Raw genomic sequence first — 25201 nt, 5'->3', positions numbered from 1 at the left:
CGTCGATGTTTCTGATTTTCCTGCGCTCGCTCGTGTTCAACGTGCTGTTCTACGCCGTGCTTGTTTGCCTTGCGATCGTGGCACTGCCGACCTTCGCATTGCCGCCGCGCGCGATGCTGACGGTGGCGGAATGGTGGGCCAAGGCAACGCTGGTCTTGATGCGGGTGGTTTGCAACATCAAGGTGGAATTCCGCGGTGTCGAGAACATCCCGGAAGGTCCGCTCTTGATCGTGGCGAAGCATCAGTCCTTCTGGGAGACGTTCGTGCTGCCGGGTTTCTTCAACCGGCCGATCTTCATCCTCAAGCGCCAGCTCATGCAGATCCCGGTGTTCGGTCAATTCCTGGTCAAGACCGGGATGATCGCAATCGACCGCAATGCCGGCGTGAAGGCGCTTCTGGACATGACGCGGCGGGCGCGCGAGGCGGTACGCAGCGGCCGCCAGCTCGTGATCTTTCCGGAGGGCACGCGCCGTGCTCCCGGCGCGCCGCCCGACTACAAGACCGGCTTTGCACAGATCTATTCGTCCTGCGGCGTGCCGTGCCTGCCGATCGCGCTCAATTCCGGCCTGTTCTGGCCGCGTCGCACCTTCATGCGCTATCCGGGCACGCTCGTGGTGGAGTTTCTCGAACCGTTGCCGCCGGGTCTGCCGAAGGACGAATTTCTCTCCCGCGTGCAAACGGTCATCGAGGACGCGACCGGGCGTCTCGTCGAAGCGGGGCGGAAAGAGCAGGAGCAGTTGATCGGTAGCGCGCCAAGCTACGCGCCGACCAGCGGCTAGCGACTTTCGCTGTCTTCGTTCGGAGCCGGCGCGTGCGGCGAATGCGCATCACCATGCAGCATCAATGCAAGCTGATGCAGCTGCGCGTCGCGAAAGCCTTCGGCCTCGATCGCCTTCACCGTCGCGGTGACGTAGTCGCGGTTGGCGCCGGACTGGCCGTGGCCCTGGATGACATGGCGGTGCTGCTCGGCGAGCGACAGACGGCCGGCATATTGCACATGACCGCGGTCGACGACGTAGGCGAGCGCGGAGACGCGCTGCCGCGCATCGTTCTCCAACCATACCGAGCGCATCACCTCGCGATAGACCGACGTGACCTGCTCGCGCGCGCGCAAATAAGCGACGACATCGGCGCGGTTCTTCTCGGCGACGCGAAAGGCGATGCCGCGGCAGGCGCCGCCGCGGTCGAGCCCGAGCACCAGGCCCGGCTTCTCCGGCGTGCCGCGGTGCACGAAGGAATAGACGCAGAGCGCCCGATGCTCGCCGACCAGCCGCGCCGGGACGCGTTCCTCGAAGTCGAAGCCCGGCCGCCACATCAGCGAGCCGTAGCCGAACACCCAGAGGTCGCCCTTGGCGGTGGTGACGGAGGGGAGGGAGATTTCGGACATTTCGGGAACGGCTACCAGAACCATGTTCCGAAGCGAAGCGAATTCTCCGTCTTTCGTCGGGGGCCGGCCCCGCTTACATTTGCCTGAATCTGGGGCCAAAGGGTCGCCGCATGTCCGATATGACCGTTGCCACAGGCCGCCGCTCCCGTTGGGGCCTTTTCATCGCACCCGTTCTCCTGCTGATCCTCGCCGTCGCCTGGAGTTGCTTCTGGTTCTACGCCGCGTCGCAAGCCGAAATCGCCGCAGACGCCTGGCGGGCGCAGGAAGCCAAATCCGGCCGCATCTATGATTGCGCCAAGCGCTCGATCGCGGGTTTCCCATTCCGCTTCGAGGTCCAGTGCTCCGGCGCGAGCGTCGCCCTGGTCTCGCAAAATGCGAGCAAGACGCCGTTCACGGCGAAGCTCGACAACATCCTGGTCGTCGCCCAGGTCTACGACCCCAAGCGCGTCATAGCCGAATTCTCCGCGCCTGCGACGCTCATCGACGGGGTGACGCAAAACACCTTCGTGGTGAATTGGAGCAAGGGCCGCGCCAGCGTGGCCGGCCTGCCGGCCGTGCCGGACCGTGCTTCCATCGTGTTCGACGATCCCAGCCTCAACCGTCTCGATGGCAGCGTGCAGGTGCCGCTTGCGCGCGCCAAGCAGGTCGAGCTGCACGGCCGCCTCGCCGACGGATCGCCGTCGGATCATCCTGTGATCGAGACCGTGCTCCATGTCGCGCAAGGCAGCATCCAGGGCGTGCATCCGCTGCTTGCCGAGCCGTTCGAGGCGGACACCCGCGCCAAGATCACCGGCCTCTCCGACCTCACGCCAAAGCCCTGGCCGCAGCGCTTCCGCGAGATCCAGGCTGCCGGCGGTCACATCGAGATCGTCCAGTCGCGGATCCAGCAGGGCGAGATGATCGCGGTTGCGGCCGGCACGCTCGGCCTCTCGGCCAATGGTCGACTCGACGGCGAATTGCGGATGACGGTGGCCGGCCTCGAGCGCGTGATCCCGGCGCTCGGCATCGAGAAGATGCTGGAGGAAGGCGTGCCGCAGGCGACGCTCGACCGTGTCGCGCCCGGCGTGAAGTCGCAGGACCTCAACAATCTGTTCGGCGCGCTCGACCGCGCCGTTCCCGGCCTCGGCAAGGTCATCAAGCAGAACGCCAATGCCGGCGTTGCTGCCGGCATCAATTCGATCGGCACCGAGAGCACGCTTGAAGGCAAGAAGGCGCGGAGCTTCCCGCTGAAATTCGTCGACGGCGCCGTGCTGCTCGGCCCGGTCAAGGTCGGCCAGATCCCGCCGCTGTATTGACTGCGCGGTAGCGTAATCCGGGACAGCGCCGGCCGTATCGAAGAACCCCCGGATTGCGCTGCGCTCCATCCATCCGGGCTAAGCGCTCACGGCTTCTTCAGCGCCGCATGCGGCCGGCCGAAGTCCGGCGCCGCCGAATCCTGGCCGATCTCGACGATGCCGCGGCGGATGGCGCGGGTACGGGTGAAGTGATCGAACAGCGCCTCGCCGTCGCCGCGCCGGATCGCGCGGGTCAGCTTTGCGAGATCCTCGGTGAAGGTGCCGAGCATCTCCAGCACTGCTTCCTTGTTGGCGAGGAACACGTCGCGCCACATCGTCGGGTCGGACGCCGCGATGCGGGTGAAATCGCGAAAACCGCCGGCAGAGAATTTGATCACCTCGGATTCCGTCACCTGCGCCAGCTCGTCGGCGGTGCCGACGATGGTGTAGGCGATCAGATGCGGCAGATGGCTGGTGATCGCGAGCACGAGATCATGATGATCCGGCGTCATCACCTCGACCTTGGCGCCCATCGCGGCCCAGAAGGCGCGCAGGCGATCGGTCGCCGCCGCGTCGGTGCCATCAGGTGGCGTCAGGATGCACCAGCGGTTGATGAAGAGCTCGGCGAAGCCGGAATCCGGGCCCGAATGCTCGGTGCCCGCCACCGGATGCGCCGGCACGAAATGAACGCCCTGCGGCAGGTGCGGTGCCATGTCCCTGACCACCGCTCCCTTGACCGAGCCGACGTCGGAGATGATCGCTCCCGACTTCAGATGCGCGGCGATCTCCTGAGCGACAGGTCCGCAGGCGCCGACGGGAATGCAGAGGATGACGAGATCGGCATCCTTCACCGCCTCCGCATTGGTCGCAACGACCTGATCGACGATGCCGAGCTCGGCAACCCGCGCGCGCGTCTTTTCCGAGCGCGCGGTGGTGACGATCTCGCCGGCCAGGCCCTGAAGCTTCGCGGCGCGCGCGATCGAGCCGCCGATCAGGCCGAAGCCGATCAGCGCGACGCGCTGGAAGTGCGCCGTCGTGCTCATTTGCCGCCCATGAAGTCGCGCAAGCCCTCGACCACGAGGCGGTTGGCCTCCTCGGTGCCGATGGTCATGCGCAGCGCATGCGGCAGGCCGTAGTTCTTTAGCCCGCGCAGCACGAGGCCCCGCTTGGTCAGGAAGGCGTCGGCGTCATCAGCGGTCTTGCCCTTGTCGGTCGGGAAATGGATCAGCACGAAATTGGCGACGCTCGGCGTCACCTTCAGCCCGAGCTTGCCGATCTCCTCGGTCAGCCAGTTGCGCCAGGTCTCGGTGAACTGCTTCGACATCGCCTGGTGCGCGGTGTCCTCGATCGCGGCGACCGCGGCGTACATCGCCGGCGTCGACACGTTGAAGGGACCCCGGATGCGGTTGACCGCATCGATGATGTGCTCGGGCCCGAACATCCAGCCGATGCGCAGCGCGGCCAAGCCGTGGATCTTGGAGAAGGTGTGCGTCACCACGGTGTTCTCGGTGGTGGCGACCAGCTCGATGCCCATCTCGTAATCGTTGCGCGAGACATAGTCGCAATAGGCGGCGTCGAGCACCAAGAGCACGTGCGAGGGCAGGCCGGCGCGCAGCCGCTTGACCTCGTCGAACGGCAGATAGGTGCCGGTCGGGTTGTTGGGGTTGGCGAGCCAGACCAGCTTTGTGCGCGGCGTGACCGCCTTGAGAATGGCATCGACGTCGGCAGTGAAGTTCGTTTCGGGCGCAACGATATTCTTGGCCCCGTTCGCCATGGTCGCGATCGGGTAGACCAGGAAGCCGTGCGTGGTGGAGATCGCCTCGTCGCCCTGGCTGAGATAGGTGTGCGCGAGCAGATTGAGGATCTCGTCGGAGCCGGCCCCGCAGATGATGCGGTTGGGATCGAGCCCAAACGAGCGGCCGATCGCCTCGCGCAGCACGCGCGAGGTGCCTTCCGGATAGTCTTCGAGATGATCCGCCACGTGCTTGAAGGCCGCGATTGCCTTCGGCGAGGGCCCGAACGGCGTCTCGTTGGCCGAGAGCTTGAACACCTTGCGGCCCGGCTCAGGCACCGGGCTCTTGCCGGGCGTGTAGGGCGCAATATCGAGAATGCCGGGATTCGGCACGGGGCGGGACATCTTGGACTCCGGATAGGCTGGGCTGCTCGCGATTTACGATTTCGCCCCGGTCGGGGGCACCGTATAGCGCGTTGCGTGGCTGCCGACGAGGGCCGTGGAGCGCACCGAGGCCCCCGCCTCGATCAGGGCAGCCCTGATTTTGTCGATGCTGGTCGCGCTGGTGACCGAGACCAGCAGCGCCGCGCCGTCAAAGGCGGTATCGGGCACCGCCACGATCTCGGCGAGCGGCGACAGGGCGCGCGCGACCTCGGCGTTCCACCCGGAGACACGTACGCTGAAGGTCTCGACCTCCGTCACCAGGGCGCTGTCGGCGACGCGCGAGACTGCGAACACCGGCATTGCCGCCGGATGATCGGCACGCTCGACGAAAGGCAGCCGCGCGATGATCTTCGGTGCGCCTTCCGCTTCGAGCTCCAGCCACCATGGTGTGCGGCTGGAGGTGGCCGAGACCAGCGCCAGGTCGCCCTTGGATCTCGCGACCACCTCGACCGCGGCTTGCGCGCTGAAATGCGCGACGTAAGGCACCGTGAAGCCAAAATGGAAGCGCGCGGAATCGCGCATCGCCGGCTCGCTCACCGAGACGTCGGCATGCACGGAGAATGGCGCCTGCACATAGGTGAACGTCGAGATGATGACGCGCCAGATGCTCTCGACGGTGTCGAGCGGCAGGATGCCGCGATGGCGCTGCACGAGGTGGCGCATCATGTCGGCCTCGCGCGCAGGCCGAAACGCCGAGCCGACCTCCTGGGTCTGCTTCACCTGGATCAGGCGGTCGATGATGTCGCCGCGCTGCATCAGCAGGCGATGCATGCCCTCGTCGATCGCGTCGATCTCCTTGCGCAGTTCCTGGAGCGATGGTGGCGCGGGCGGACGTTGGGTCATGTCTGACTTGATTGTTGAAGAGCTTGGGCTGTTGAAGGACGTTCCGGTGCGGATCGGCAAGACAATTGGTAAGGCCGTCACCGCTGCGATCAATGTCCTGATTAGGCAGTCGGGCCGACGAAAGCAAAGAGAAATGACGGCCCTTTCCGTTCACGGCGCAAGAGGCGAATTGGCTCGATCCGGGCCGCGACTTGACGAAAACGGCCCGAGACGGTAGCTTTTGCCTGTTCCGTGGTCATTTGAGCCGGCCGGCTTGCAGCCACGTTAAAAAATTCGCTAAACAGGCCGGGGACGCTTCCGATCCCGGCCGAACCTATCGTTCAGGCCGGGTTTTTCATGGCCTGATGTCAGCGGCGCGGTCTAGTAGCCAGTCGCAAACGAGGTCGATGTCCGAGATGGGTAGCGTCAAGTCGATACCGAGTCCTGCGATCAGCGCCGACGAACGGTCGCACGAGGTGGATCATCCAAGCTCGCAAGTCGCGCATTTCGGCACCGAGCAGCCGCTGCGGCTCGATTGCGGCGTCGACCTCTCCCCGTTCCAGATCGCCTACCAGACCTATGGCGAGCTCAACGCCGATCGCTCCAACGCCGTGCTGATCTGCCATGCGCTGACCGGCGACCAGCATGTCGCCAATGTGCATCCCGTCACCGGCAAGCCCGGCTGGTGGGAGACGCTGGTCGGCCCCGGCCGACCCATCGATCCCAAGCACTACTTCATCATCTGCTCCAACGTGATCGGCGGCTGCATGGGCTCGACCGGGCCGGCGTCGATCAATCCCGCGACCGGCAAGGTCTGGGGCCTGGATTTCCCTGTCATCACCATCCCCGACATGGTGCGGGCGCAGGCGATGCTGATCGACCGGCTCGGCATCGACACGCTGTTTGCCGTCGTCGGCGGCTCGATGGGCGGCATGCAGGTGCTGCAATGGACCGCGGCATATCCTGCTCGCGTGTTCTCCGCGTTGGCGATTGCCTGCGCGACGCGGCACTCTGCGCAGAACATCGCCTTCCACGAACTCGGCCGCCAGGCCGTGATGGCCGACCCCGACTGGCACGGTGGCGGCTATGCCGACCGCGGCATCCATCCGCATCGCGGGCTCGCGGTGGCGCGGATGGCGGCGCACATCACCTATCTTTCGGATGCGGCGCTGCACCGCAAGTTCGGCCGGCGCATGCAGGACCGCGAGCTGCCGACCTTCTCGTTCGACGCCGACTTCCAGGTCGAAAGCTATCTGCGCTACCAGGGCTCGTCCTTCGTCGAGCGCTTCGATGCCAACTCCTATCTCTATTTGACGCGCGCGATGGACTATTTCGACATCGCCGCCGATCACGGCGGCGTGCTGGCCAAGGCCTTCGCCGACATCAAGACCCGCTTCTGCGTGGTCTCCTTCACCAGCGACTGGCTGTTCCCGACCTCGGAATCGCGCGCGCTGGTGCATGCGTTGAACGCTTCGAGCGCGCGGGTGTCGTTCGCCGAGATCGAGACCGATCGCGGCCATGATGCCTTCCTGCTCGACGTGCCCGAATTTTTCGACATCTCCCGCGCCTTCCTGCAATCGGCAGGCAAGGCCCGCGGGGTCAGCCTCAAGGACCGCTAGCAATGTCCGTCCAGCAAGTGCTGCCTCTGAACCGCGTTGCGACCGCGCCGTCCGGCCAGTTTCGTGCCGACCACCTGCTGGTCGCCGAGATGGTCAAGCCGGGCTCCAAAGTGCTCGACGTCGGCTGCGGCGACGGTGATCTGCTCCAGCTGCTGGAAACCCGCGGCATCGACGGCCGCGGCATCGAGCTGTCGCGTGAGGGCGTCAATCGCTGCGTCGCCAAGGGGCTTGCGGTGGTGCAGGGCGATGCCGACACCGACCTCGTCAACTATCCCGACGACGCTTTCGACTATGTGATTCTGTCGCAGACGCTGCAAGCGACGCGGCAGCCGAAGGTCGTGCTGGAGAACCTGTTGCGCATCGGCCGCCGCGCCATCGTGTCGTTCCCGAATTTCGGCTTCTGGAAGATGCGGCTCCAGCTCCTGATCGGCGGCCACATGCCGCGCACGGAGAATCTGCCGGCGACCTGGTACGACACCGCCAACATCCATTTCTGCACAATCAAGGATTTCGTGCAGCTCTGCGACGAGATCAACGTCAAGATGGAGCGCTCGATCGCGCTCGATCTCCACGGCCGCCCCGTGCCGCTGAACCTGCCCTGGTGGGTGTGGAACATGTTCGGCGAGCAAGGCGTGTTTCTGCTGAGCCGGGGTGGAGGGAAGTAGCTGTCCATCCGCGCTCCATGAGTTGAGGAGTCGAGATCTATCCTCCGTCATTGCGACGCGTGTGGTGAGCCACTGCCTCAATGCGCGGCCAGCGACCTCGGGTCCCGCACCGGCCAGCGGCCCGCCTCAACCAGCGTGACGAACCGCTCGACGCTCTTGTTGAACAACGCCGGCTCCTCGAGATTGAGCACGTGGCCGGATTTCGGAAACATCGCGAGGCCCGCTGCGGGCAGGTGCTTCTTCAGGAACAGGCTCGGCCCGATGCAGGGATCGTCCTCGTCGCCGCAGATGATCAGCGCGGGCGTCGACACCTTCGCGATCGCATCCGTCATCGTGTAGATCGAGGGGCGGCCGCCCTGGAAGCCCCGCATGGTGCGCGCCGATCCCTTGGCATCGTGCCGCGCCAGGGCGGCATAGAAATCCGCGTGGCCGCGCGGGTCCTTCACCAGGAACGGAATCCGGCTCGGCGCCTCGCGCGTGACTTTCGCGACCTCGGCGGAGCCCAGCGTCTCGAACTGCTCGGCATTGGCGCGGCACTGCTTGCGCCAGGCTTCCAGGTTCTCGAGCTCCGAGCCGGAGCCGACCCCGGCCAGCGTCATCGACAGCGCGCGTTGCGGCGTGTTCAATCCGATCTGCAGCGATGAGTAGGCACCCATCGACAGCCCGACCAGATGTGCGCGTTCGATGCCGAGGTGATCGAGCACCGCAAGCGCATCGGTGTAGAAATGCGTGTAGGTGTAGACCTCGCCGTCGGGCACGTCCGACGGCGTGTAGCCGCGCGCCGAATAGGTGATGCAGCGGTGGCCGCGCGAGAAGTAGCGCATCTGCGGCTCCCAATTGGTGTAGTCGGCCGCGAACTCGTGCAGAAAAAGTATCGGCGTTCCCTGACCCGCCTCTTCGAAATAGATGCGAACGTCGTCCCTGGTCGTGGCGTGGGGCATTAACTGTTTCCCTCTCTTCAAGCCGCGTTTGCAGGATCGCAGTTAACGCAGTTGTCCGCAATGCGGCAGCATCAGGCCAGTCCCGATACACAATCATCGCAGCCATTCGCCCGGGCGTGGCGTCTTTTTCTCGCCACATCCGGAAGCTTTACGGCCCGCCGGATGTCGGCCACCGCACGGGCCGACGGGAAGTGGGGTGTAACGAAGGATGACGTATGGTCGAGTTGTTTGCGTTCCGCCTGTCGCGGTGTGTTGTCGCGCTGGCGTTTTTCTTCGCGGCGGTTGCCGCGTTCGTTTCTCCGGCCTCGGCCCGGCCACATCATCGTCATAGCGCAGAGCGGCACGCTTACGTGCACCACGCCAGGCATCATCACCACCGCCATCATGCACGCGGCTCGCGCTTCGAGCGCAGCGCCGCGCAGTTGCAGGCGGGCGGCTTCGCCGACACGCAGGCCAGCTACAATCCGAATGCCAACGGCGGCGGCACGGGCAATGACAGCATGGCTGCGAGCGGCGGCTTGGCCGGCGGATCGGGCCTCGTGTCCGAGGCGCGCCGCTATCTCGGCGGCAATCCGACCGGGCGCGGCAGTCTCTGGTGCGCGCGCTTCATGAACATGGTGCTGGAGCATACCGGACATAAGGGCACCGGCTCCGATATGGCGAGCTCGTTCGCTCGTTACGGCACGCGCGTCTCAGGCCCGCAGGTCGGCGCCATCGCGGTGATGTCGCGCGGCCGCCGCGGCGGCCATGTCGGCATCATCACCGGCATCGACGCGCAGGGCAATCCGATCATGATCTCCGGCAACAACGGCAACCGCGTCCGCGAAGCGCCGGTCTCGCGCGGCCGGATTTACGCGTATGTGATGCCGAATTGAGGCTCGTCACCCTCATTGCGAGCGAAGCGAAGCAATCCAGAATCCCTCCGCGGAAATACTCTGGATTTGCTTCGTGCTTCGCTCCTCGCAATGACGGAGTGCGTGAAGACAGCGTTGGCTCACAGCAGCTTCGGCTCTTCCACCTGGACGGCGTCACCGACGCCGACGTCACCGTCTGCGATCACCTCGGCGTAGATGCCGCAGTCCATGTGGCCGAGATGGCGCGAGAGCGTGGGCGGAATTTCGAGATCGCGCTTGGCGGTCTCAGGATCGACATTGGTGGCCGGGCAGCGGACGATGCGCTTGATCACCTTCAGCCGGGCCTGCCCGATCGCAAGCGTCTGGCCGACGAGATCGAGCTCTGACCAGGCCGGCCAGCCCTTGACGTAGAGATTGGCGCGGAAGCGCAGGGGATGCACGGCGGCGCCGCCGAGCATGGTCTCGATCGCGCGAACGCTGCCGAGATTGATGATGGAGACGACCTTGCGGGCGACGTCAGAGAAGCTGTGGTCGCGGCCGGACAGAACCTTGGGCGGGCCCTTCAACTCGGGCTGGAAGTTCTCAGTAAAATAAGCCTCGATGGCGGCGCGTCCGGTGGTGGTCTCGAGATCGCCGCTGGCGACGATTTGGCCGTCCTTGCGGATGGTCAACACATTGGTGGCGTCGTCGAACCGGCTGTCGAGCTCGGCCAGCCGCTCATTGCGCGCCAGCATCAGGAACTGGATTTTCGGCTTCCATTCGGGAGCGTCAGGGTCGAACCCGCTCGGGCCGTTTTCGATGGCGTAGCGGCGGTCGGCCGGCAGGGTCTGGCCGACCCGCAGCGGGGCGCGCGACAGGCGTTCCGGGGTCAGGCCCTTGATCGGGTAGCGATAGAGGCCGGTGATCTCGGCAGTATGGCTGGCTGTCATGCTGCTACTTAAGGGATTCGGCCCGCCACCGCCAAGCCCGCCCACGTGCGCACGAAATTGTGAAGCCGCCTCTTTCGCATCCGCAAGCCGCTTCCCACATCTGCGTCAGGCCGGCGGCAACGCCGGCAAGAGACGGCCGTTTGCTGCTTGAGAAACCTCAATGCGGTAAGCGGAAACCCAATGAAGATGCCGTATTGGGGTGCCTGAGAGGGCCCCAAGGGCAGGCCGAGGGACAGAAAAGATGAATATCGAGAAGTATACCGAACGCTCCAGGGGCTTCATCCAGTCGGCGCAGTCGCTGGCGATGCGCGAGGGGCATCAGCAGTTTTCCACCCTGCACGTCCTGAAAGTCCTCCTGGACGACAATGAGGGCCTCGCGGCCGGTCTGATCGACCGCGCTGGGGGTAATTCCCGTGCCATTCTGAAGGCGACCGAGGACGCCCTTAAGAAGGTGCCGAAGGTTTCCGGCGCCGGCGCCGGGCAGATCTATCTGGCGCCCGAGCTCGCCCGCACCTTCGATGCCGCCGAAAAGGCCGGCGAGAAGGCCGGCGACAGCTTCGTCACCGTCGAGCGGCTGCTGCTCGGGCTGACGCTGGAGAAGACCAGCGAGGCCGGCACCATCCTCGCCAAGGGCGGCGTCACCCCGCAAAACCTCAATGCCGCGATCGAGGCGCTGCGCAAGGGCCGGACTGCGGATTCCGCGACCGCCGAGAACGCCTATGATGCCCTGAAGAAATATGCCCGCGACCTGACCCAGGCCGCGCGCGACGGCAAGCTCGATCCGGTCATCGGCCGCGACGAGGAGATCCGCCGCACCATCCAGGTGCTGTCGCGAAGGACCAAGAACAATCCCGTCCTGATCGGCGAGCCCGGCGTCGGCAAGACTGCCATCGCAGAAGGCCTCGCGCTGCGCATCGTCAATGGCGACGTGCCGGAGAGCCTGAAGGACAAGAAGCTGCTGGCGCTCGACCTCGGTGCGCTGATCGCCGGTGCAAAATACCGCGGCGAGTTCGAGGAGCGGCTGAAGGCGGTGCTCCAGGAGGTGACCGGGAGCGAGGGCACCTTCATTCTCTTCATTGACGAGATGCACACGCTGATCGGTGCCGGCAAGGGCGATGGCGCGATGGACGCCTCCAACCTGCTCAAGCCGGCGCTTGCCCGCGGCGAGCTGCACTGCATCGGCGCGACCACGCTCGACGAATACCAGAAGCACGTCGAGAAGGACGCGGCGCTGGCGCGGCGTTTCCAGCCGATCTTCGTCAGCGAGCCCTCGGTCGAGGACACCATCTCGATCCTGCGCGGCCTCAAGGACAAGTATGAGCAGCACCATGGCGTGCGGATCGCAGATTCCGCGCTGGTGGCGTCCGCGACGCTGTCCAACCGCTACATCACCGACCGCTTCCTCCCCGACAAGGCGATCGACCTGATGGACGAGGCCGCGGCGCGGCTGAAGATGCAGGTCGATTCCAAGCCGGAAGAGCTGGATTCGCTGGATCGTGAGATCATCCGGCTCAAGATCGAGCAAGAGGCGCTGAAGAAGGAAAGCGATCCCGGTTCCAAGACCCGGCTCGAAGCACTCGAGAAGGAGCTGGCCGAGCTGGAAGAAAAGTCGGCGGCGCTGACGGCGCGCTGGAGCGCGGAAAAGGACAAGCTCTCCAACGCCCAGAAGCTGAAGGCCGAGCTCGACGGCCTGCGTGTCGAGCTTGCCAACGCTCAGCGGCGCGGCGAATTCCAGAAGGCCGGCGAGCTGGCTTATGGGCGGATCCCGGAGCTCGAGAAGAAGCTGTCGGAAATCGAGGCCAAGGAGAACGCCGGCGAGATGATGGAGGAGGCGGTCACCGCCAACCACATCGCGCAGGTGGTCTCGCGCTGGACCGGCGTGCCCGTCGACAAGATGCTGGAAGGCGAGAAGGAGAAGCTCCTGAAGATGGAGGAGCAGCTCGGCAAGCGGGTCGTCGGCCAGGCCGAGGCCGTGCGTGCGGTCGCAACCGCCGTGCGCCGCTCGCGCGCAGGCCTGCAGGACCCGAACCGCCCCACCGGCTCGTTCATGTTCTTGGGGCCGACCGGCGTCGGCAAGACCGAGCTGACCAAGGCTCTCGCGGAGTATCTGTTCAACGACGAGACCGCGATGGTCCGGCTCGACATGTCCGAATACATGGAGAAGCACTCGGTCTCGCGGCTGATCGGCGCGCCTCCGGGTTATGTCGGCTATGACGAGGGCGGTGCGCTCACCGAGGCGGTGCGGCGCCGGCCTTACCAGGTGGTGCTGTTCGATGAGATCGAGAAGGCGCACCCTGACGTCTTCAACGTCCTGCTGCAGGTGCTCGACGATGGCCGTCTGACCGACGGCCAGGGCCGCACCGTCGACTTCCGCAACACGCTGATCATCATGACCTCGAATCTCGGTTCGGAATTCCTGGTGAACCAGCCGGAGGGCGAGGATACCTCGGCGGTGCGCGAGCAGGTGATGGGAATGGTGCGGGCGCATTTCCGCCCCGAATTCCTCAACCGCGTCGACGAGATCATCCTGTTCCACCGCTTGCAGAAGAGCGAGATGGGCCGGATCGTCGAGATCCAGTTCGCGCGGCTGCAGAAGCTCTTGACCGATCGCAAGATCGTGCTGACGCTCGATGCCCCTGGCCGCGACTGGCTCGCCGCCAAGGGCTGGGACCCCGCTTACGGCGCACGGCCCTTGAAGCGGGTGATCCAGCGCTACCTCCAGGACCCGCTCGCCGAGATGATCCTCGCCGGCGACGTCAGGGATGGCGACACGGTCGCGATCTCCTCCGAAGGCAACGTGCTGACCTTCAACGGCAAGGCACCGCAGACCGCGGAGATCACGCAGTTCGAGGCGCCGGTGCCGAAGCGGAAGTTGAACTGAGCACGCCTAACGTGGCAGCGAACCTGTCCAAACCTCCCCGCTATGCGGGGAGGTTTTTTCATATCATGAGGCGAGCGTTGTGCTTCAGGCGACGAGGCGGTCCGGTGCTGCACTCTATGCACGACAAATAGCACAACCACCGGGTGCGTCACTACAGCGCATGCTGGAGCAGTGTGTTATAAATAGAACACGCATTGCGCTTTCTCTCTGAGCGTGCATGAATCTGCTTGAACAATTTGATCGAGGCTCGGCACACTCCCTATCCAATATTTGAGGGGTTGTGGCGAAGCACGGCCTGCGCGGGACATTGTTCGCGTGAGAGCGTGCTTCTTGGACACAGGGCGGCTCGCCATAACCCGAAAGGAATTTTTTGGGGGCGTGCGATGCGTACGGGTATCGTTGCGAGTTGCGTTGCGCTGGCGCTGTTTTTGGGCGGCTGCGATACCCTTGATTGGCGCTATACGAACGAGGGGGTCGGAACTGAGCTCTATGCACCGGAAACTGTGAATCAGGCGCGTCTTCAGGAAATATATGTCGGATATATCTGCCAACAGGCAGGACTTTCATACGAGGAGAGGGGGGAAATTCTTTTCTGTCGTGAGCCGCCCGTCAGCAGGAATTGGCAGATCTTCGTTCAGGCTGGCATGAATGACATCGATCGCCGCTGCGACGCGTATCTCACCTGGCTAGACAATAAACGCCGTTGGGTTGGACCAATTCATCAGCAGATCTTGGACACGGAAGCGGCAACTCTCCTAATCCTCGGAGCTACGGCCGCTGATCCGACCAAGGCCATTGCCGTCGTGGGCGCAGCCTTCGGCCTGGCTTCCCATGCGTTCACAAATTTCAACAGCCGCTTCATCTTCGAAGTCGAAAAATCAACTGTGCAATCGGTCGTTCTCACGCGGCAACAAAAGTATCGCGAAACGCTTCCAGTAGTGATCGACAATAGACCTGCCGCGATTTACGCGCTGCGGCAATATCTGCGCCTCTGCATGCCTATGACGATCGAGACGCAAATTAATACGACCGTCAAGCTGTTTGAAAGAGGTGGGACGGTTGCGCTCGAGCAGGCTGCTGCTCATCCAATGGTTGATGCCCGTACAGTCAGTACGGCGGCGACCGTGCGGATCACCAAACCGGCAAGCGATGCGAGCTACATTGATTTGCGCTCGTTGCTATTCCCCAACGGGGCGAAGACGATTGATCCAGAGCTGAAGGCGTATATCGGAAGACTGCTTGGCAGCGACAAAATCGCAATCGGCGTGATTGTGACTCGGCCCGAATTCTCGGGACTACGTCGAAGAATTTCTGCGTGCATCGTCTCTCGTTCCTCAGGGAGTCCCTGTGCCGACGGGTCGCTGGCGAAGTTCATTCAATAGCGGGGGTGGCAATGTCGCAGGTCGTTGAAGTTCCGGGATTGACAACGCGGGTTGAAGCCGAGCAACGCGCAGAAGATTTTATGATCGACAGCGTTCCGGTTGAAATCATCGAGCCGGGTGACGGGACATTTACCGTCCGCGCCACCTATCCAGATGATGTACACATTCCGAGCGCAATGCCCGACGAAGAACCTAGGCCACCGGGGGAGCATGTCGCTCCGCCGCCGCCAGCTCCCAAGAATAGGAAGACAAAACAACTCGGAGAAAAGGGGATAGCACTCATCAAGGCGTTCGAGAGTTGCATGCGTGCCGTACCTACAGGCTTCCAGGCTTACTTCGATCCGGTTCAGGTCTTGACCATCGGCTGGGGGCACACGAACGATAACGGCCGCACTTTTAAAGTAGGTGACATTTGGACCCAGCAGGAGTGCGACGCAGAATTCCAGAACGACATGCAGGTATTCGTTCGAGCCGTAAACAGTATGGTTACGGTACCGATCAATCAGGATCAGTTTGATGCCCTGGTTTCATTCGCATTCAATGTGGGAGCACCGAGCCTGAAAGGCTCAACCCTATTGAAGAAGTTGAATGCCAAGGATTACGCGGGCGCAGCGCAAGAATTCAAGCGTTGGAATAAAGCGAAGGGCAAGGAGCTGCCCGGACTGACGCGTCGCCGTGCATGCGAGGCATTGTTATTCCAGAGCATACCGGACAAGAATTACGACGGCATTCCCGACTGATTTGGCGTTTGATCGAAGCATCATCATTGAACGAAGGAGATTGACGATGTTGCCGGTGGTCGAAATTCCTGGGCTCACCAAGGCCGAAGCTGACCAACGCGCAATTGATCTTGGCATCGACAGCCCAACGATTGAAATCATTAGAGAGTCGGGTGGTTTGTTCACTGTACGAGCTACATATCCAGAAGGAATGATCATTCCGGGCGCGACGTCGGCCGTTGCCGATAACAGCGCTCCATTCGAGCTTACTGGATTGAGCCAAGCCGCAGTTGATGAGGAGGTGGCCGTTTTCAAGGGAAGCGGCTCGACCTTTACGGTAATCCCGGAAGCCGGCAATCTTTTCACAATCAGGATTTCGCCACCCAAAGCTCCGGCGCTCGTTGAGCCTCCGCCGACCGTCGTTCCAAACGCTCCCGATCTCGATGGCTACGTGCTTTGTCTCGATCGCATCAGGACCGAGCGAAGACCGGGCATGGGCTTCGACCGAACGGTTTCGCGCTATCAGGCTTATTTCAATCGTGCCCCGATCGCGGACGTTTTTGGGATGGCGGTGGAACGGCAAGGACCAGATGATAATGGATCGACGGGAGTCGCTAGACATCGCCGCATAGCAGCCGGAATTTATCCGCTCTTCACGCACGCAAGCGGGGCTACGAACAAGTACAAGACGATTGGTTACGCAAGGCCTGCGAATATTAGGATGAGACCGTGGCCTTGCATTGGAGTTGAGGAGACCGGTTCCCGGTCTGGAATTCTCATTCACTGCGCAGCCGGTTATCTAATGAGCACTGGTTGTATAAACTTGACTTCGAATGTGATCAGTGCGGGTACCAATCTGCTATTTTCCGACAGCTGGGCGCGCGTAACTGCGTTGATTGACAGTATTAAAGAACATCTCGGAGATAGATTTCCTAACAGCAACAACACAAGGTTGCCGCATGTGTCGCTGGTGATCCGGGACGGTGCTTTGGTTTAAGTCTTTCGGACTTTTCCTCAGCGGCACGGCCCGCGCAACTTTATCCGCGATTGCTCAGTTGCCAACAGCTGGAAGGCGAGTTCGTGAAATTGATCGTCTAGTTTAGGCGGCGATTGTGCAGCGGTGATCCCCTCGATCTGGCAGTGCATCATGGCGCTGTAAGTGGTGCGCAGAATTAGGTCGATCCTGGACGCGGCGCCGGGAAAGGCTTCGTCGATAATGACTTCGTTGCTCGGCCCCGAGAGGCACCTGATCCTGGAGAACTTCTCCAGCTTGCCTGCTATCACCCGCCTGTAGCGGCCGGCCCCGGCTCGATGCCGTCCTCCTCCTCCTCCTCAAGCTCCGACAAAATATCCACCAGCTCGCGGACCCGGCCCTGCGCCAGTGGGCGCAAATCGTTGATCATCGGCTCGTCGTTGGCGAGCCAAGCCTGGGCTTCGGCGAGTTCCTCGACGGTCGCGCCGGTCCCGATGATCTGGGCAATGGTGACGTCGTCGGCCCGATCCACGGCCTTGACGACATCGTCGCGTGAGAGGCGCGTCATGGGGCGATCCTCCTGCTGGTCGGCTTCCGTCAGCATCTAACGGGGAACCCGAGCGCGGGTTCCGCGGTCAGGGTCTGGTCCGGCGGATGCTATTTTTTCACCACCTTGTAGATCGCGTTCTCGATATCCGAGCTGAAGTAGATCGCGCCCGTCGCGCCGACAGCGACACCGGTGGGGATATGCGTCGGCAAGCCGCCGGGGGCACCGGTCAGGCCGATCGGAAGATTGGCGGCGATCTCGGTGATCTTGCCGCTGTCCGGTGCGATCTCGATCAGCCGCTTGGCGCCGACCTCCGCCACGATCAGCTTGCCGTCGCCGGTGCGCGCGATGCCTTCAGGCATTTTCAGCTCCTTGGCGACCACGGTCTTTTCGCCATTGCTGTCGATCCTGGAGACGAGGCCGGCAAAGGCTTCGGTAACGTAGACCTCGTCAGTCGCCCCGCGAACGAGGCCGACCGGACCTTCGAGCGCGCCGATCAGCGTGCTGCGATCCTTGCCGTGCTCGCCGCTCACCTTGACCAGTGACTTGGTGCCGAGCTCGGCCACCAGAATGCTGCCGTCCGCGAGCACGACCGCGTCATGCGGCGCCTTGAAGTCGTGCAGCATCTCGCGCGTGGCGCCGGTCTTGCCGTCGATCACCTGCACCGTGCCGGTGAACCAGCTCGACAGGACGACGTCGTTGCCGTTCGCCGTCGCGCTCATCGGATACTCGAGCGCGACGCCGGCAGCGTGCATGCGCGCCTTCTCGGTGACCTCGCCGGTCGCCCCGTCCACGGTGCGATAGGCGAACACGTCGGCGACATGGATGGTATCCTTGCCGTTATCTGATGTGACGCCGATGCCGCCGGGCAGGGCGAGCTTGCCGATGATGATCTGCTTGGCCTGGCCGGTCGCCGGGTCGACCTCCTGGATTCCGTTGTCGGCCATGTTGGAGACGTAGATGCGGTCCTTGTCGTCGATGGCCAGATTGTCCAGGGACGGCTTCAGCTGCGCGACCATGGTCTTGGCACCCGATTTGGGGTCGACCCGGACCAGCTGGCCGAGCGCGGTGTCGACCACGAAGAGGTTGCCCTTGGAATCGAAGTTCACCGCCGCCGGGACCTTGAAGCCGTCGGCGACGACGGTCAGCTCGGCCTTGTCGACGTCGACCTTGGCGACCTGTCCCTTGAACCAGAGCGGACCGTAGAGCTTGTCGTCGGCACCGAACTCGAAGCCGTTGAGGCCGCCCATCTTCTCCATGATCTGGCGGGGCGGTTTGACGCCCTCGACGTCGATCTCGTAGAGCGCATCGCCGAGGAAGACGGTGGTGGCGTAGAGCCTGCCGTCCTTGCGGAAGGCGAGCGAGTTGATGCCGGGAAGGCCGCTCGCAAGCTTCTTGATCGGTCCGTCGCCCTTGCGCGCATAGAGATCTCCCGCGAGGAAGCCGGTCCAGGCCATGGTGCCATCAGGCGCGAACGCGATGTCGTCGGCCATTCCGACTGGAGCTGGGATTGCAACCTTGGCGGTGCCGCCCGCAATGTCGACCTCGTAGAGCGCTGCGCCCGCGACGCTGCCGGCGAACAGATGGCCGGCTTTGTCGATTCCGAGCCCGTGCACGCCGTGGAACGCCGAGCCGGCAACGAGCCGGGTGACCTCCCAGCTGTCGGCCGATGCACTCGTGGCGGCGAAAAGCGCAGCGGCGACGGCTGCGCAGGCGAGCCTGGTTTTCATGGCGTGACCTCCCATTTTCGGGAAAGTATTCGCCCGTCACGCGGCTTTGGCAAACGAAACTTCACGTTGTAGTGCGGCAAGGCGGTGCGGCCCTACGGCGTCTCATGCCATCGCACCTCTGAAAATGTTCGCTGATTGCCGGCTTTACCTGATGCTCACAGCAGCTCCGTCCGGGCTTTAACGAGAGCCGTCGGTGCCGCTCGCCGCCGAAGCCTGCTTCGCAGCCAGCGCAGGATATCGTCATGAAACGAGATCTCGTCGCCACCAATCATCCCATCTTCGACGAACTTCATCCCAAGATCTACGGGGCGGCAGTCGGCCTCGTCGCATGGTTCGCGCTCATGGCGTGGGCACTGTTTGACCGTCGCAGTGATGTCAGCCTTTCCCTCGCCTTGGTCACGCTGCTGTTCGTGGTCGCGATCCTGCTGCCATGGATCATTTCGCGTGTCTGGAGGCGATATCAAATGCCGTACGAACGGCATTTGGGGCCGACGTCGCTGCATGATTGGGAAGCCGGCGAATTCAGGGTCTGGGGCGCGAAGCTTCACGGTTCGCACGCCGCGATCGACGTCCTGTTGCCGCTGGCCGCCGTCTCATTTGGGCCGACAGCGATTGGAATCGTCTTCGTGATCGTGCGGGCGTCGGTGCTTTCCTGACGCCAGCGCGCAGATCGCGGTCGAGCTGATGCCCCACCCGCCCACGGAGTGGGGCGGATGGGCGTTGACTGTTATCGGCTCGTCGTCAGCCGCGGCGGGTTCTGGGACATCATCCAGATCTCGACCGCAGCAAGAACGGCGACCAGAATGCCGACCACGACGTGAACGGTCATTGCCGTCTTGGCACCCTGGAACCCGAGCACCCAGGGCGCAATGAGCGTCCAAAGGCCGACGATCAGGTTGAGCCACTCCTCCCACACCGCGAAGGCTGCGAGCGCTGCGACGGCCAGGATCGCAATCACGATGCCCGCGACATACGCGTTCTGAGAGGCCGGTCCGGCATCGAAACCGAAAATCCAGGGCGAGACGAACAGGAATGCGCCGAGGATCAGGTTCGCGACGTCGCACCATTTTGCGTTCGTCCAGTTCTCCATGACATTCCTCCGTGAGCTCGGCCCCCTCATGCAACACAACAACTGGGCCATTCCCCAGCGTGTTCCCTGCGGTTCCAGCCAAATTGAATGATGGGAAGCGCGGCCAGCCCGGCCACGAGGCCGGCCTCGACCGATTTACCGGTTGGTGACCTGCAACGGCCCGCCGGTCGCGTCCGACATCCGGGCGATGGCGCCGCTCCGGCCGCTCATCATGCCGTCGAGCCGGTCGCGCTCCTTCTCGAAGCTTGCCAGCATCGGGCCTTCCAGCGAACGGCCGCGCGGCAGCTTCACGCGCATCGGGTCGACGAAGCGGCCGTTGACCAGGATCTCGTAATGGACGTGTGGACCGGTCGACAGGCCGGACGAGCCGACGAAGCCGATCACCTGGCCCTGCCGGACCTTCTTGCCGGCTTCCATGCCCTTGGCGAAGGCCGACATATGGCCGTAGGCGGTCTCGTAGCCGTTGTTGTGCTTGATGCGGATATATTTGCCGTAGCCGCCCTCGGTGCCGGCCTTCTCGATCACGCCGTTGCCGGAGGCGAAGATCGGCGTGCCGTAGGCGGTGGCCCAGTCGACGCCGGTGTGCATCTTCACATAACCCAGAATCGGATGGCGGCGGCCGCCAAAGCCGGAGCGCATGATGGCGTTGTTGACGGGCTTCCTGACCAGGAACTTCTTCGCGCTCTTGCCGGTCTCGTCATAGTAGTCGACGACGCCGTCGTCGGGGCTCTGATAGCGGTAGTATTTCTTGGTCTCACCGCCGACCGTGAGGGAAGCGAACAGCACGTCGTTCTTTTCGGTCGCGGTCACGCCCTCGTCTTCACCGGCGTAGAAAACGTCGAAGGAATCGCCCGGCTGCACCTTGCGCTGGAAATCGACGTCGTAGGAATAGATCTTGATCATGTCCTCGATGACGGGCATCGGGACCTTGTTGCGCATCGCGGTCTCGTAGATGCTCTGGTAGAGCCGCACGCCGGAGCCGTCGTCATCGTCCTCGTCGTCGCTGCTGGCGCTCGCCGCAGTATCGGCGACGGTGTTCATGCTGGAGACGTCGACCGCGACGTATTTGCCGAGATCGGACAGTGCCGCGATCGCTTCCACCATGGTGTCGTTTGCAACCACGACGCGATAGGGCTGCAAGCGGGCGCCCGGGCTTGCGGGCGCCATCAGAATGCGGAGCTTCTCGCCTTCCTTGAGGCCGCCGTCGCGGCCGCGCGGTCCGAGCGTTGCGGTGATCGCCTTGATCTCGTCGGCATTGGCGCCGAGATCGCGCAGCACGGAGGCGACGCTGTCGCCCTTCTTGACGATGTGGACGCGTTCGCCGTTGGGATTGCCGCCGGTGATCTGCTCCTTGGTCTTCGGCAGCAGCGTGACGTTTTCCGGCACCACGCGCGTCTCGAAGCCCGCATAGGGGTCGGACGGCGACACCTCGGTGGCGTAGGCCATCTTGATGTCGGAGGGACCGGTCGCACCGGAGACGTCGGCTGTGGCATTGGCGAGCGAGGCGTAGCGCACCCCGCCATTGCCGCGCCAGTTGGCGGCATCGCGCACCCGCATCAGGATGTCGTCGAGCGCCACCACCGCGGAAATCTTGGCCTTCGGCAGCACCGGCGACAGGTCCTTGGTCACGAAGGACACTTCCGCGTCGGGCTCGACGGCTTCCGGATTGTTGGGATCGTCGGAGGCCGTCTTCGGATCGGAACCGACATCGGTGAGCAGGCGCTGGGCGTTGAACGGCGGGATCTTCGCCGACAGGTCGCTCGTCGTCATCGACAGGTTGCCTGCGATCCGGACGAAGGGACGCACGCGCATCACGTCACGGTTGCCGACGCGGGCGACCGTCGAAACCCGCATGACGTTGCGCGAAGCCGTGGATTCGCTCGGCGGCGGCAGGCGGTCGCTCTTGTGCAGCGTGGCGGCGCGATCGGCGGCGCCGAATGCACCCCGCAGCGCGCCTTCGACCCGCTCCGGCACCTTGGCGAAGGTCATTTCGCCGTCGAGCGACGCGAAAACGGCGCCGCCGATCAGGGCCGCGCCGCAGAGTCCGGTCAAGATTGTCCCGCTGAACCATTGCACCGAGACGCGGCGGCGGTCGATCACGGCGGCTTCAGAACCATCGACGGACAGCGGCGGCTCGTGGCCGAGATCGATGATCCCGGTCTCACGCCCGTAAGCGCCGCGTGACGTCCTGTGGTTCAACCCAAGTCCCCCGATTCAACGACCCAAAAGCCCCCTGTCTCGAGCCTCTTCCCGGTCGCCCTCTTCGAGGCGTATCGCGGGAAAACGGCAAGCCGCATAGGCGTTCGCGGTCAGAAGGCCCCGATGACGGGCCGGCCGAAATTACGAACAGCTAAACGGAAAAAGGTCTCTCGATGTCTCTCGAATGTCCGAAGAAGGTTGCGTCATCTGCAAGATCGCCTTCCTCTGACCCCATGAAAATCGCCGGCAGCCCCCACAGGCATCCCAGCGATTCAAGCTTGTCTCTTACCAGAACGCCGCGGGATTGTGGCTCAAGTACGGCGCCAAATATGGAAAAAGTTTCCTGAAACGGGGGGCGCCGGAGGCTGCCCGGGGGGGGCGCCCAGAGCCGCTTCCGGAGACCCCCTGGAGCCCCTCCGGAGCTCCCTAGGGCGCAAATTTTTTTTGAGATTTTTTGCGGCGCGGTCACCGTCCGTGCGCCCGTTGACGCTCTAATCGACTGGAATCGCTGGAATTTTTTCGATGATCCACTGTGCGACGATTTGTTGACGATTGGCGTTGACAGCCCGGAAGGTGGGGCCTATAACCCCAACCACTGAGCGCGGCGCCGCCGGGTCACTGACCGAGGCGAGCGAACGCGCCGCTGATGCTCCTCACCTTGTTGAGTGACACAACAATCGACGTCAAGTCGGTTGGAGTCATTCATCGTCGGTAAGGGTGTCGGAACCCTTCCTCCTCGGAAGGTTGGGACCTCTCCGGTTCCGGGCTGTTTGACAAGTGAAGATGAAGAAAGAGAAACGTGGACGGCGGAGTCCTTGCGGGTCTCGCTTCTGAAAAGCCTCGGCTTTTCTGATCGAGACCGGACGAAAGACTTCGGCGGTACACGTTTAAAGGAAACACCATCGTTGCCAGCGATGTGAATCGCAGGCAGCTCTTCGGCTTCGGCCGATGAAAAATGGTGGGACCTCGTCAAACGTTGTGATCAGCCGGTTCAAAGTTCAAGTCCAACTTGAGAGTTTGATCCTGGCTCAGAGCGAACGCTGGCGGCAGGCTTAACACATGCAAGTCGAGCGGGCGTAGCAATACGTCAGCGGCAGACGGGTGAGTAACGCGTGGGAACGTACCTTTTGGTTCGGAACAACCCAGGGAAACTTGGGCTAATACCGGATAAGCCCTTACGGGGAAAGATTTATCGCCGAAAGATCGGCCCGCGTCTGATTAGCTAGTTGGTAGGGTAATGGCCTACCAAGGCGACGATCAGTAGCTGGTCTGAGAGGATGATCAGCCACATTGGGACTGAGACACGGCCCAAACTCCTACGGGAGGCAGCAGTGGGGAATATTGGACAATGGGCGCAAGCCTGATCCAGCCATGCCGCGTGAGTGATGAAGGCCCTAGGGTTGTAAAGCTCTTTTGTGCGGGAAGATAATGACGGTACCGCAAGAATAAGCCCCGGCTAACTTCGTGCCAGCAGCCGCGGTAATACGAAGGGGGCTAGCGTTGCTCGGAATCACTGGGCGTAAAGGGTGCGTAGGCGGGTCTTTAAGTCAGGGGTGAAATCCTGGAGCTCAACTCCAGAACTGCCTTTGATACTGAAGATCTTGAGTCCGGGAGAGGTGAGTGGAACTGCGAGTGTAGAGGTGAAATTCGTAGATATTCGCAAGAACACCAGTGGCGAAGGCGGCTCACTGGCCCGGTACTGACGCTGAGGCACGAAAGCGTGGGGAGCAAACAGGATTAGATACCCTGGTAGTCCACGCCGTAAACGATGAATGCCAGCCGTTAGTGGGTTTACTCACTAGTGGCGCAGCTAACGCTTTAAGCATTCCGCCTGGGGAGTACGGTCGCAAGATTAAAACTCAAAGGAATTGACGGGGGCCCGCACAAGCGGTGGAGCATGTGGTTTAATTCGACGCAACGCGCAGAACCTTACCAGCCCTTGACATGTCCAGGACCGGTCGCAGAGATGTGACCCTCTCTTCGGAGCCTGGAGCACAGGTGCTGCATGGCTGTCGTCAGCTCGTGTCGTGAGATGTTGGGTTAAGTCCCGCAACGAGCGCAACCCCCGTCCTTAGTTGCTACCATTTAGTTGAGCACTCTAAGGAGACTGCCGGTGATAAGCCGCGAGGAAGGTGGGGATGACGTCAAGTCCTCATGGCCCTTACGGGCTGGGCTACACACGTGCTACAATGGCGGTGACAATGGGATGCTAAGGGGCGACCCTTCGCAAATCTCAAAAAGCCGTCTCAGTTCGGATTGGGCTCTGCAACTCGAGCCCATGAAGTTGGAATCGCTAGTAATCGTGGATCAGCACGCCACGGTGAATACGTTCCCGGGCCTTGTACACACCGCCCGTCACACCATGGGAGTTGGTTTTACCTGAAGACGGTGCGCTAACCCGCAAGGGAGGCAGCCGGCCACGGTAGGGTCAGCGACTGGGGTGAAGTCGTAACAAGGTAGCCGTAGGGGAACCTGCGGCTGGATCACCTCCTTTCTAAGGATGATCCTTCAGCGAGCTCACGCTCACTATCGGATCGTTTTAGAAACATCAGTGGCCAACAGATCGCCAGATCGTTGAGCTGCATTGGCGGGATTTCGCCGTCTTCGTTTCTCTTTCTTCGCGGACGAACACGCGCTGGGCCTGCAACGGCAGGATCCAGGGTCCTTAACGGGATGTGCGTTAGGGGCTTGTAGCTCAGTTGGTTAGAGCGCGCGCTTGATAAGCGTGAGGTCGGAAGTTCAAGTCTTCCCAGGCCCACCACTTTCATCGAGTGAGCATTCGTCTTCTGGTTACGGGGCCATAGCTCAGCTGGGAGAGCGCGTGCTTTGCAAGCATGAGGTCGTCGGTTCGATCCCGTCTGGCTCCACCAGATGGTTTGATCACCGAGATCTTGACCGTCGTCCGCGAAACATCACTTCGCATCCTGCTAGTCTGGATAGACAGCAGTTTGCGTGTTTTCTGACATCGTAAAGAGGAGATCGATCCGAGTTGGGTCGTGCAGCATATCGTTGC

21 protein-coding genes, 2 tRNA genes, 1 rRNA gene and 1 riboswitch are annotated in these 25201 nt (G+C 62.8%); of the genes, 14 read left to right on the top strand and 10 right to left on the bottom strand.

What is annotated here, in order from left to right; all coding sequences use genetic code 11:
• The first annotated feature begins 5 nt into the window (after nt 1–5).
• Entirely contained in the window at nt 6–779 is a 774-nt protein-coding gene (locus tag P6U28_RS28755) for a 1-acyl-sn-glycerol-3-phosphate acyltransferase (protein WP_122406364.1), read from the top strand.
• Here P6U28_RS28755 and P6U28_RS28750 read toward each other — a convergent pair.
• The gene (locus P6U28_RS28750; protein ID WP_122406365.1) at nt 776–1387 is read right to left on the bottom strand and encodes a gamma-glutamylcyclotransferase; all 612 of its coding nucleotides are present in this window, start codon (nt 1385–1387) and stop codon (nt 776–778) included. The two genes, P6U28_RS28755 and P6U28_RS28750, sit on opposite strands and share 4 nt — an antisense overlap.
• A 110-nt stretch (nt 1388–1497) precedes the next feature.
• Between P6U28_RS28750 and P6U28_RS28745 the strand changes: the two genes are divergently transcribed.
• Nucleotides 1498–2682 carry a DUF2125 domain-containing protein gene (locus tag P6U28_RS28745; RefSeq protein ID WP_122400787.1) on the top strand — a complete coding sequence of 395 codons (1185 nt, stop codon included), beginning with the start codon at nt 1498–1500 and terminating at the stop codon, nt 2680–2682.
• 86 nt (nt 2683–2768) lie between these two features.
• Here the strand turns inward: P6U28_RS28745 and P6U28_RS28740 are convergent, their stop codons facing one another.
• Genes P6U28_RS28740 through P6U28_RS28730 form a run of 3 tightly spaced genes read right to left on the bottom strand, consistent with a single transcriptional unit; the run spans nt 2769 to nt 5680 of the window.
• Nucleotides 2769–3704: a prephenate/arogenate dehydrogenase family protein gene (locus tag P6U28_RS28740; protein WP_122400788.1), complete on the bottom strand. Its 936-nt coding sequence runs from the start codon at nt 3702–3704 to the stop codon at nt 2769–2771.
• A complete protein-coding gene (gene hisC, locus P6U28_RS28735; RefSeq protein ID WP_122400789.1) occupies nt 3701–4798 on the bottom strand; it encodes a histidinol-phosphate transaminase in 1098 nt (365 codons plus the stop codon). The genes P6U28_RS28740 and hisC overlap by 4 nt, the downstream gene beginning before the upstream one ends.
• Before the next feature lie 33 nt (nt 4799–4831).
• On the bottom strand, nt 4832–5680 hold the full coding sequence (locus P6U28_RS28730) for a chorismate mutase (RefSeq protein ID WP_407120301.1): 849 nt from the start codon (nt 5678–5680) through the stop codon (nt 4832–4834).
• On the opposite strand from P6U28_RS28730, the gene P6U28_RS28725 reads away from it, so the two are divergent.
• From P6U28_RS28725 to metW, 3 genes are all read left to right on the top strand, one after another.
• Nucleotides 5679–5897 carry a hypothetical protein gene (locus P6U28_RS28725; RefSeq protein ID WP_122400791.1) on the top strand — a complete coding sequence of 73 codons (219 nt, stop codon included), beginning with the start codon at nt 5679–5681 and terminating at the stop codon, nt 5895–5897. The two genes, P6U28_RS28730 and P6U28_RS28725, sit on opposite strands and share 2 nt — an antisense overlap.
• Before the next feature lie 4 nt (nt 5898–5901).
• A riboswitch (SAM riboswitch) is annotated at nt 5902–5981 on the top strand.
• Nucleotides 5982–6075: 94 nt separating this feature from the next.
• Nucleotides 6076–7278 (top strand): homoserine O-acetyltransferase, encoded by a 1203-nt coding sequence (locus P6U28_RS28720; protein WP_122406366.1) that lies wholly within the window; start codon nt 6076–6078, stop codon nt 7276–7278.
• 2 nt (nt 7279–7280) lie between these two features.
• A complete protein-coding gene (gene metW / locus P6U28_RS28715; protein ID WP_122400792.1) occupies nt 7281–7943 on the top strand; it encodes a methionine biosynthesis protein MetW in 663 nt (220 codons plus the stop codon).
• A gap of 77 nt (nt 7944–8020) precedes the next feature.
• On the opposite strand, the gene P6U28_RS28710 is transcribed toward metW, so the two are convergent.
• Nucleotides 8021–8884, bottom strand: a complete 864-nt coding sequence (locus tag P6U28_RS28710) for an alpha/beta fold hydrolase (RefSeq protein WP_122400793.1) — start codon at nt 8882–8884, stop codon at nt 8021–8023.
• A 215-nt stretch (nt 8885–9099) separates the two neighbouring features.
• Between P6U28_RS28710 and P6U28_RS28705 the strand changes: the two genes are divergently transcribed.
• Nucleotides 9100–9759 (top strand): TIGR02594 family protein, encoded by a 660-nt coding sequence (locus tag P6U28_RS28705; protein ID WP_122400794.1) that lies wholly within the window; start codon nt 9100–9102, stop codon nt 9757–9759.
• 119 nt (nt 9760–9878) lie between these two features.
• On the opposite strand, the gene P6U28_RS28700 is transcribed toward P6U28_RS28705, so the two are convergent.
• Nucleotides 9879–10667, bottom strand: coding sequence for an MOSC domain-containing protein (locus P6U28_RS28700; RefSeq protein WP_122400795.1), 789 nt, complete (start codon nt 10665–10667; stop codon nt 9879–9881).
• Between the two features lie 241 nt (nt 10668–10908).
• Here P6U28_RS28700 and clpB point away from each other — a divergent pair, with 241 nt between their 5' ends.
• The 4 genes from clpB to P6U28_RS28680 all read left to right on the top strand — a co-directional run bounded on the left by clpB (nt 10909) and on the right by P6U28_RS28680 (nt 16646).
• Nucleotides 10909–13548, top strand: a complete 2640-nt coding sequence (gene clpB / locus P6U28_RS28695; protein WP_122400796.1) for an ATP-dependent chaperone ClpB — start codon at nt 10909–10911, stop codon at nt 13546–13548.
• Between the two features lie 383 nt (nt 13549–13931).
• Complete coding sequence (locus P6U28_RS28690; RefSeq protein WP_122400797.1) at nt 13932–14930, top strand: hypothetical protein; 999 nt, start codon at nt 13932–13934, stop codon at nt 14928–14930.
• A gap of 11 nt (nt 14931–14941) precedes the next feature.
• Nucleotides 14942–15670, top strand: coding sequence for a lysozyme (locus P6U28_RS28685; RefSeq protein ID WP_197711526.1), 729 nt, complete (start codon nt 14942–14944; stop codon nt 15668–15670).
• A gap of 46 nt (nt 15671–15716) precedes the next feature.
• On the top strand, nt 15717–16646 hold the full coding sequence (locus tag P6U28_RS28680; protein WP_129145574.1) for a hypothetical protein: 930 nt from the start codon (nt 15717–15719) through the stop codon (nt 16644–16646).
• Between the two features lie 283 nt (nt 16647–16929).
• Here the strand turns inward: P6U28_RS28680 and P6U28_RS28675 are convergent, their stop codons facing one another.
• Together P6U28_RS28675 and P6U28_RS28670 are read right to left on the bottom strand one after the other, a co-directional pair.
• Nucleotides 16930–17226 carry a hypothetical protein gene (locus P6U28_RS28675; protein WP_244607856.1) on the bottom strand — a complete coding sequence of 99 codons (297 nt, stop codon included), beginning with the start codon at nt 17224–17226 and terminating at the stop codon, nt 16930–16932.
• A gap of 53 nt (nt 17227–17279) precedes the next feature.
• Complete coding sequence (locus P6U28_RS28670; protein WP_407120300.1) at nt 17280–18899, bottom strand: hypothetical protein; 1620 nt, start codon at nt 18897–18899, stop codon at nt 17280–17282.
• 242 nt (nt 18900–19141) lie between these two features.
• On the opposite strand from P6U28_RS28670, the gene P6U28_RS28665 reads away from it, so the two are divergent.
• Nucleotides 19142–19555: a hypothetical protein gene (locus P6U28_RS28665; protein ID WP_122400801.1), complete on the top strand. Its 414-nt coding sequence runs from the start codon at nt 19142–19144 to the stop codon at nt 19553–19555.
• A gap of 71 nt (nt 19556–19626) precedes the next feature.
• Here P6U28_RS28665 and P6U28_RS28660 read toward each other — a convergent pair whose 3' ends face one another.
• A complete protein-coding gene (locus P6U28_RS28660) occupies nt 19627–19989 on the bottom strand; it encodes an SPW repeat protein (protein WP_122400802.1) in 363 nt (120 codons plus the stop codon).
• A gap of 135 nt (nt 19990–20124) precedes the next feature.
• Entirely contained in the window at nt 20125–22188 is a 2064-nt protein-coding gene (locus P6U28_RS28655) for a M23 family metallopeptidase (protein WP_122400803.1), read from the bottom strand.
• A 1005-nt stretch (nt 22189–23193) separates the two neighbouring features.
• On the opposite strand from P6U28_RS28655, the gene P6U28_RS28650 reads away from it, so the two are divergent.
• The 3 genes from P6U28_RS28650 (at nt 23194) to P6U28_RS28640 (ending at nt 25058) form a co-directional block, all read left to right on the top strand.
• Nucleotides 23194–24682: ribosomal RNA gene (locus tag P6U28_RS28650) — 16S ribosomal RNA — on the top strand.
• Nucleotides 24683–24872: 190 nt separating this feature from the next.
• Nucleotides 24873–24949, top strand: a tRNA-Ile gene (locus tag P6U28_RS28645).
• A gap of 33 nt (nt 24950–24982) precedes the next feature.
• Nucleotides 24983–25058: transfer RNA gene (locus tag P6U28_RS28640), tRNA-Ala, on the top strand.
• Nucleotides 25059–25201: the final 143 nt, after the last annotated feature.

The sequence above is a fragment of the Bradyrhizobium sp. STM 3561 genome (assembly GCF_045571455.1).
In the GTDB taxonomy this organism is placed as follows: domain Bacteria; phylum Pseudomonadota; class Alphaproteobacteria; order Rhizobiales; family Xanthobacteraceae; genus Bradyrhizobium; species Bradyrhizobium vignae.
Note: the sequence above shows the minus strand (reverse complement) of the source record. Positions and strands in the feature narration are given on the sequence as shown.

Bases quoted from the DNA above. Each gene is read 5' to 3' on its own strand.
- P6U28_RS28665 (WP_122400801.1), top strand. From the start codon at position 19,142: ATGAAACGAGATCTCGTCGCCACCAATCATCCCATCTTCGACGAACTT.
- P6U28_RS28745 (WP_122400787.1), top strand. From the start codon at position 1,498: ATGTCCGATATGACCGTTGCCACAGGCCGCCGCTCCCGTTGGGGCCTT.
- P6U28_RS28725 (WP_122400791.1), top strand. From the start codon at position 5,679: ATGTCTGACTTGATTGTTGAAGAGCTTGGGCTGTTGAAGGACGTTCCG.
- P6U28_RS28690 (WP_122400797.1), top strand. From the start codon at position 13,932: ATGCGTACGGGTATCGTTGCGAGTTGCGTTGCGCTGGCGCTGTTTTTG.
- P6U28_RS28750 (WP_122406365.1), bottom strand. From the start codon at position 1,387: ATGTCCGAAATCTCCCTCCCCTCCGTCACCACCGCCAAGGGCGACCTC.
- P6U28_RS28675 (WP_244607856.1), bottom strand. From the start codon at position 17,226: ATGCTGACGGAAGCCGACCAGCAGGAGGATCGCCCCATGACGCGCCTC.
- P6U28_RS28660 (WP_122400802.1), bottom strand. From the start codon at position 19,989: ATGGAGAACTGGACGAACGCAAAATGGTGCGACGTCGCGAACCTGATC.
- P6U28_RS28670 (WP_407120300.1), bottom strand. From the start codon at position 18,899: ATGAAAACCAGGCTCGCCTGCGCAGCCGTCGCCGCTGCGCTTTTCGCC.
- hisC (WP_122400789.1), bottom strand. From the start codon at position 4,798: ATGTCCCGCCCCGTGCCGAATCCCGGCATTCTCGATATTGCGCCCTAC.
- P6U28_RS28755 (WP_122406364.1), top strand. From the start codon at position 6: ATGTTTCTGATTTTCCTGCGCTCGCTCGTGTTCAACGTGCTGTTCTAC.
- P6U28_RS28700 (WP_122400795.1), bottom strand. From the start codon at position 10,667: ATGACAGCCAGCCATACTGCCGAGATCACCGGCCTCTATCGCTACCCG.
- P6U28_RS28680 (WP_129145574.1), top strand. From the start codon at position 15,717: ATGTTGCCGGTGGTCGAAATTCCTGGGCTCACCAAGGCCGAAGCTGAC.
- P6U28_RS28740 (WP_122400788.1), bottom strand. From the start codon at position 3,704: ATGAGCACGACGGCGCACTTCCAGCGCGTCGCGCTGATCGGCTTCGGC.
- P6U28_RS28730 (WP_407120301.1), bottom strand. From the start codon at position 5,680: ATGACCCAACGTCCGCCCGCGCCACCATCGCTCCAGGAACTGCGCAAG.
- P6U28_RS28705 (WP_122400794.1), top strand. From the start codon at position 9,100: ATGGTCGAGTTGTTTGCGTTCCGCCTGTCGCGGTGTGTTGTCGCGCTG.
- P6U28_RS28710 (WP_122400793.1), bottom strand. From the start codon at position 8,884: ATGCCCCACGCCACGACCAGGGACGACGTTCGCATCTATTTCGAAGAG.
- P6U28_RS28720 (WP_122406366.1), top strand. From the start codon at position 6,076: ATGGGTAGCGTCAAGTCGATACCGAGTCCTGCGATCAGCGCCGACGAA.
- P6U28_RS28685 (WP_197711526.1), top strand. From the start codon at position 14,942: ATGTCGCAGGTCGTTGAAGTTCCGGGATTGACAACGCGGGTTGAAGCC.
- metW (WP_122400792.1), top strand. From the start codon at position 7,281: ATGTCCGTCCAGCAAGTGCTGCCTCTGAACCGCGTTGCGACCGCGCCG.
- clpB (WP_122400796.1), top strand. From the start codon at position 10,909: ATGAATATCGAGAAGTATACCGAACGCTCCAGGGGCTTCATCCAGTCG.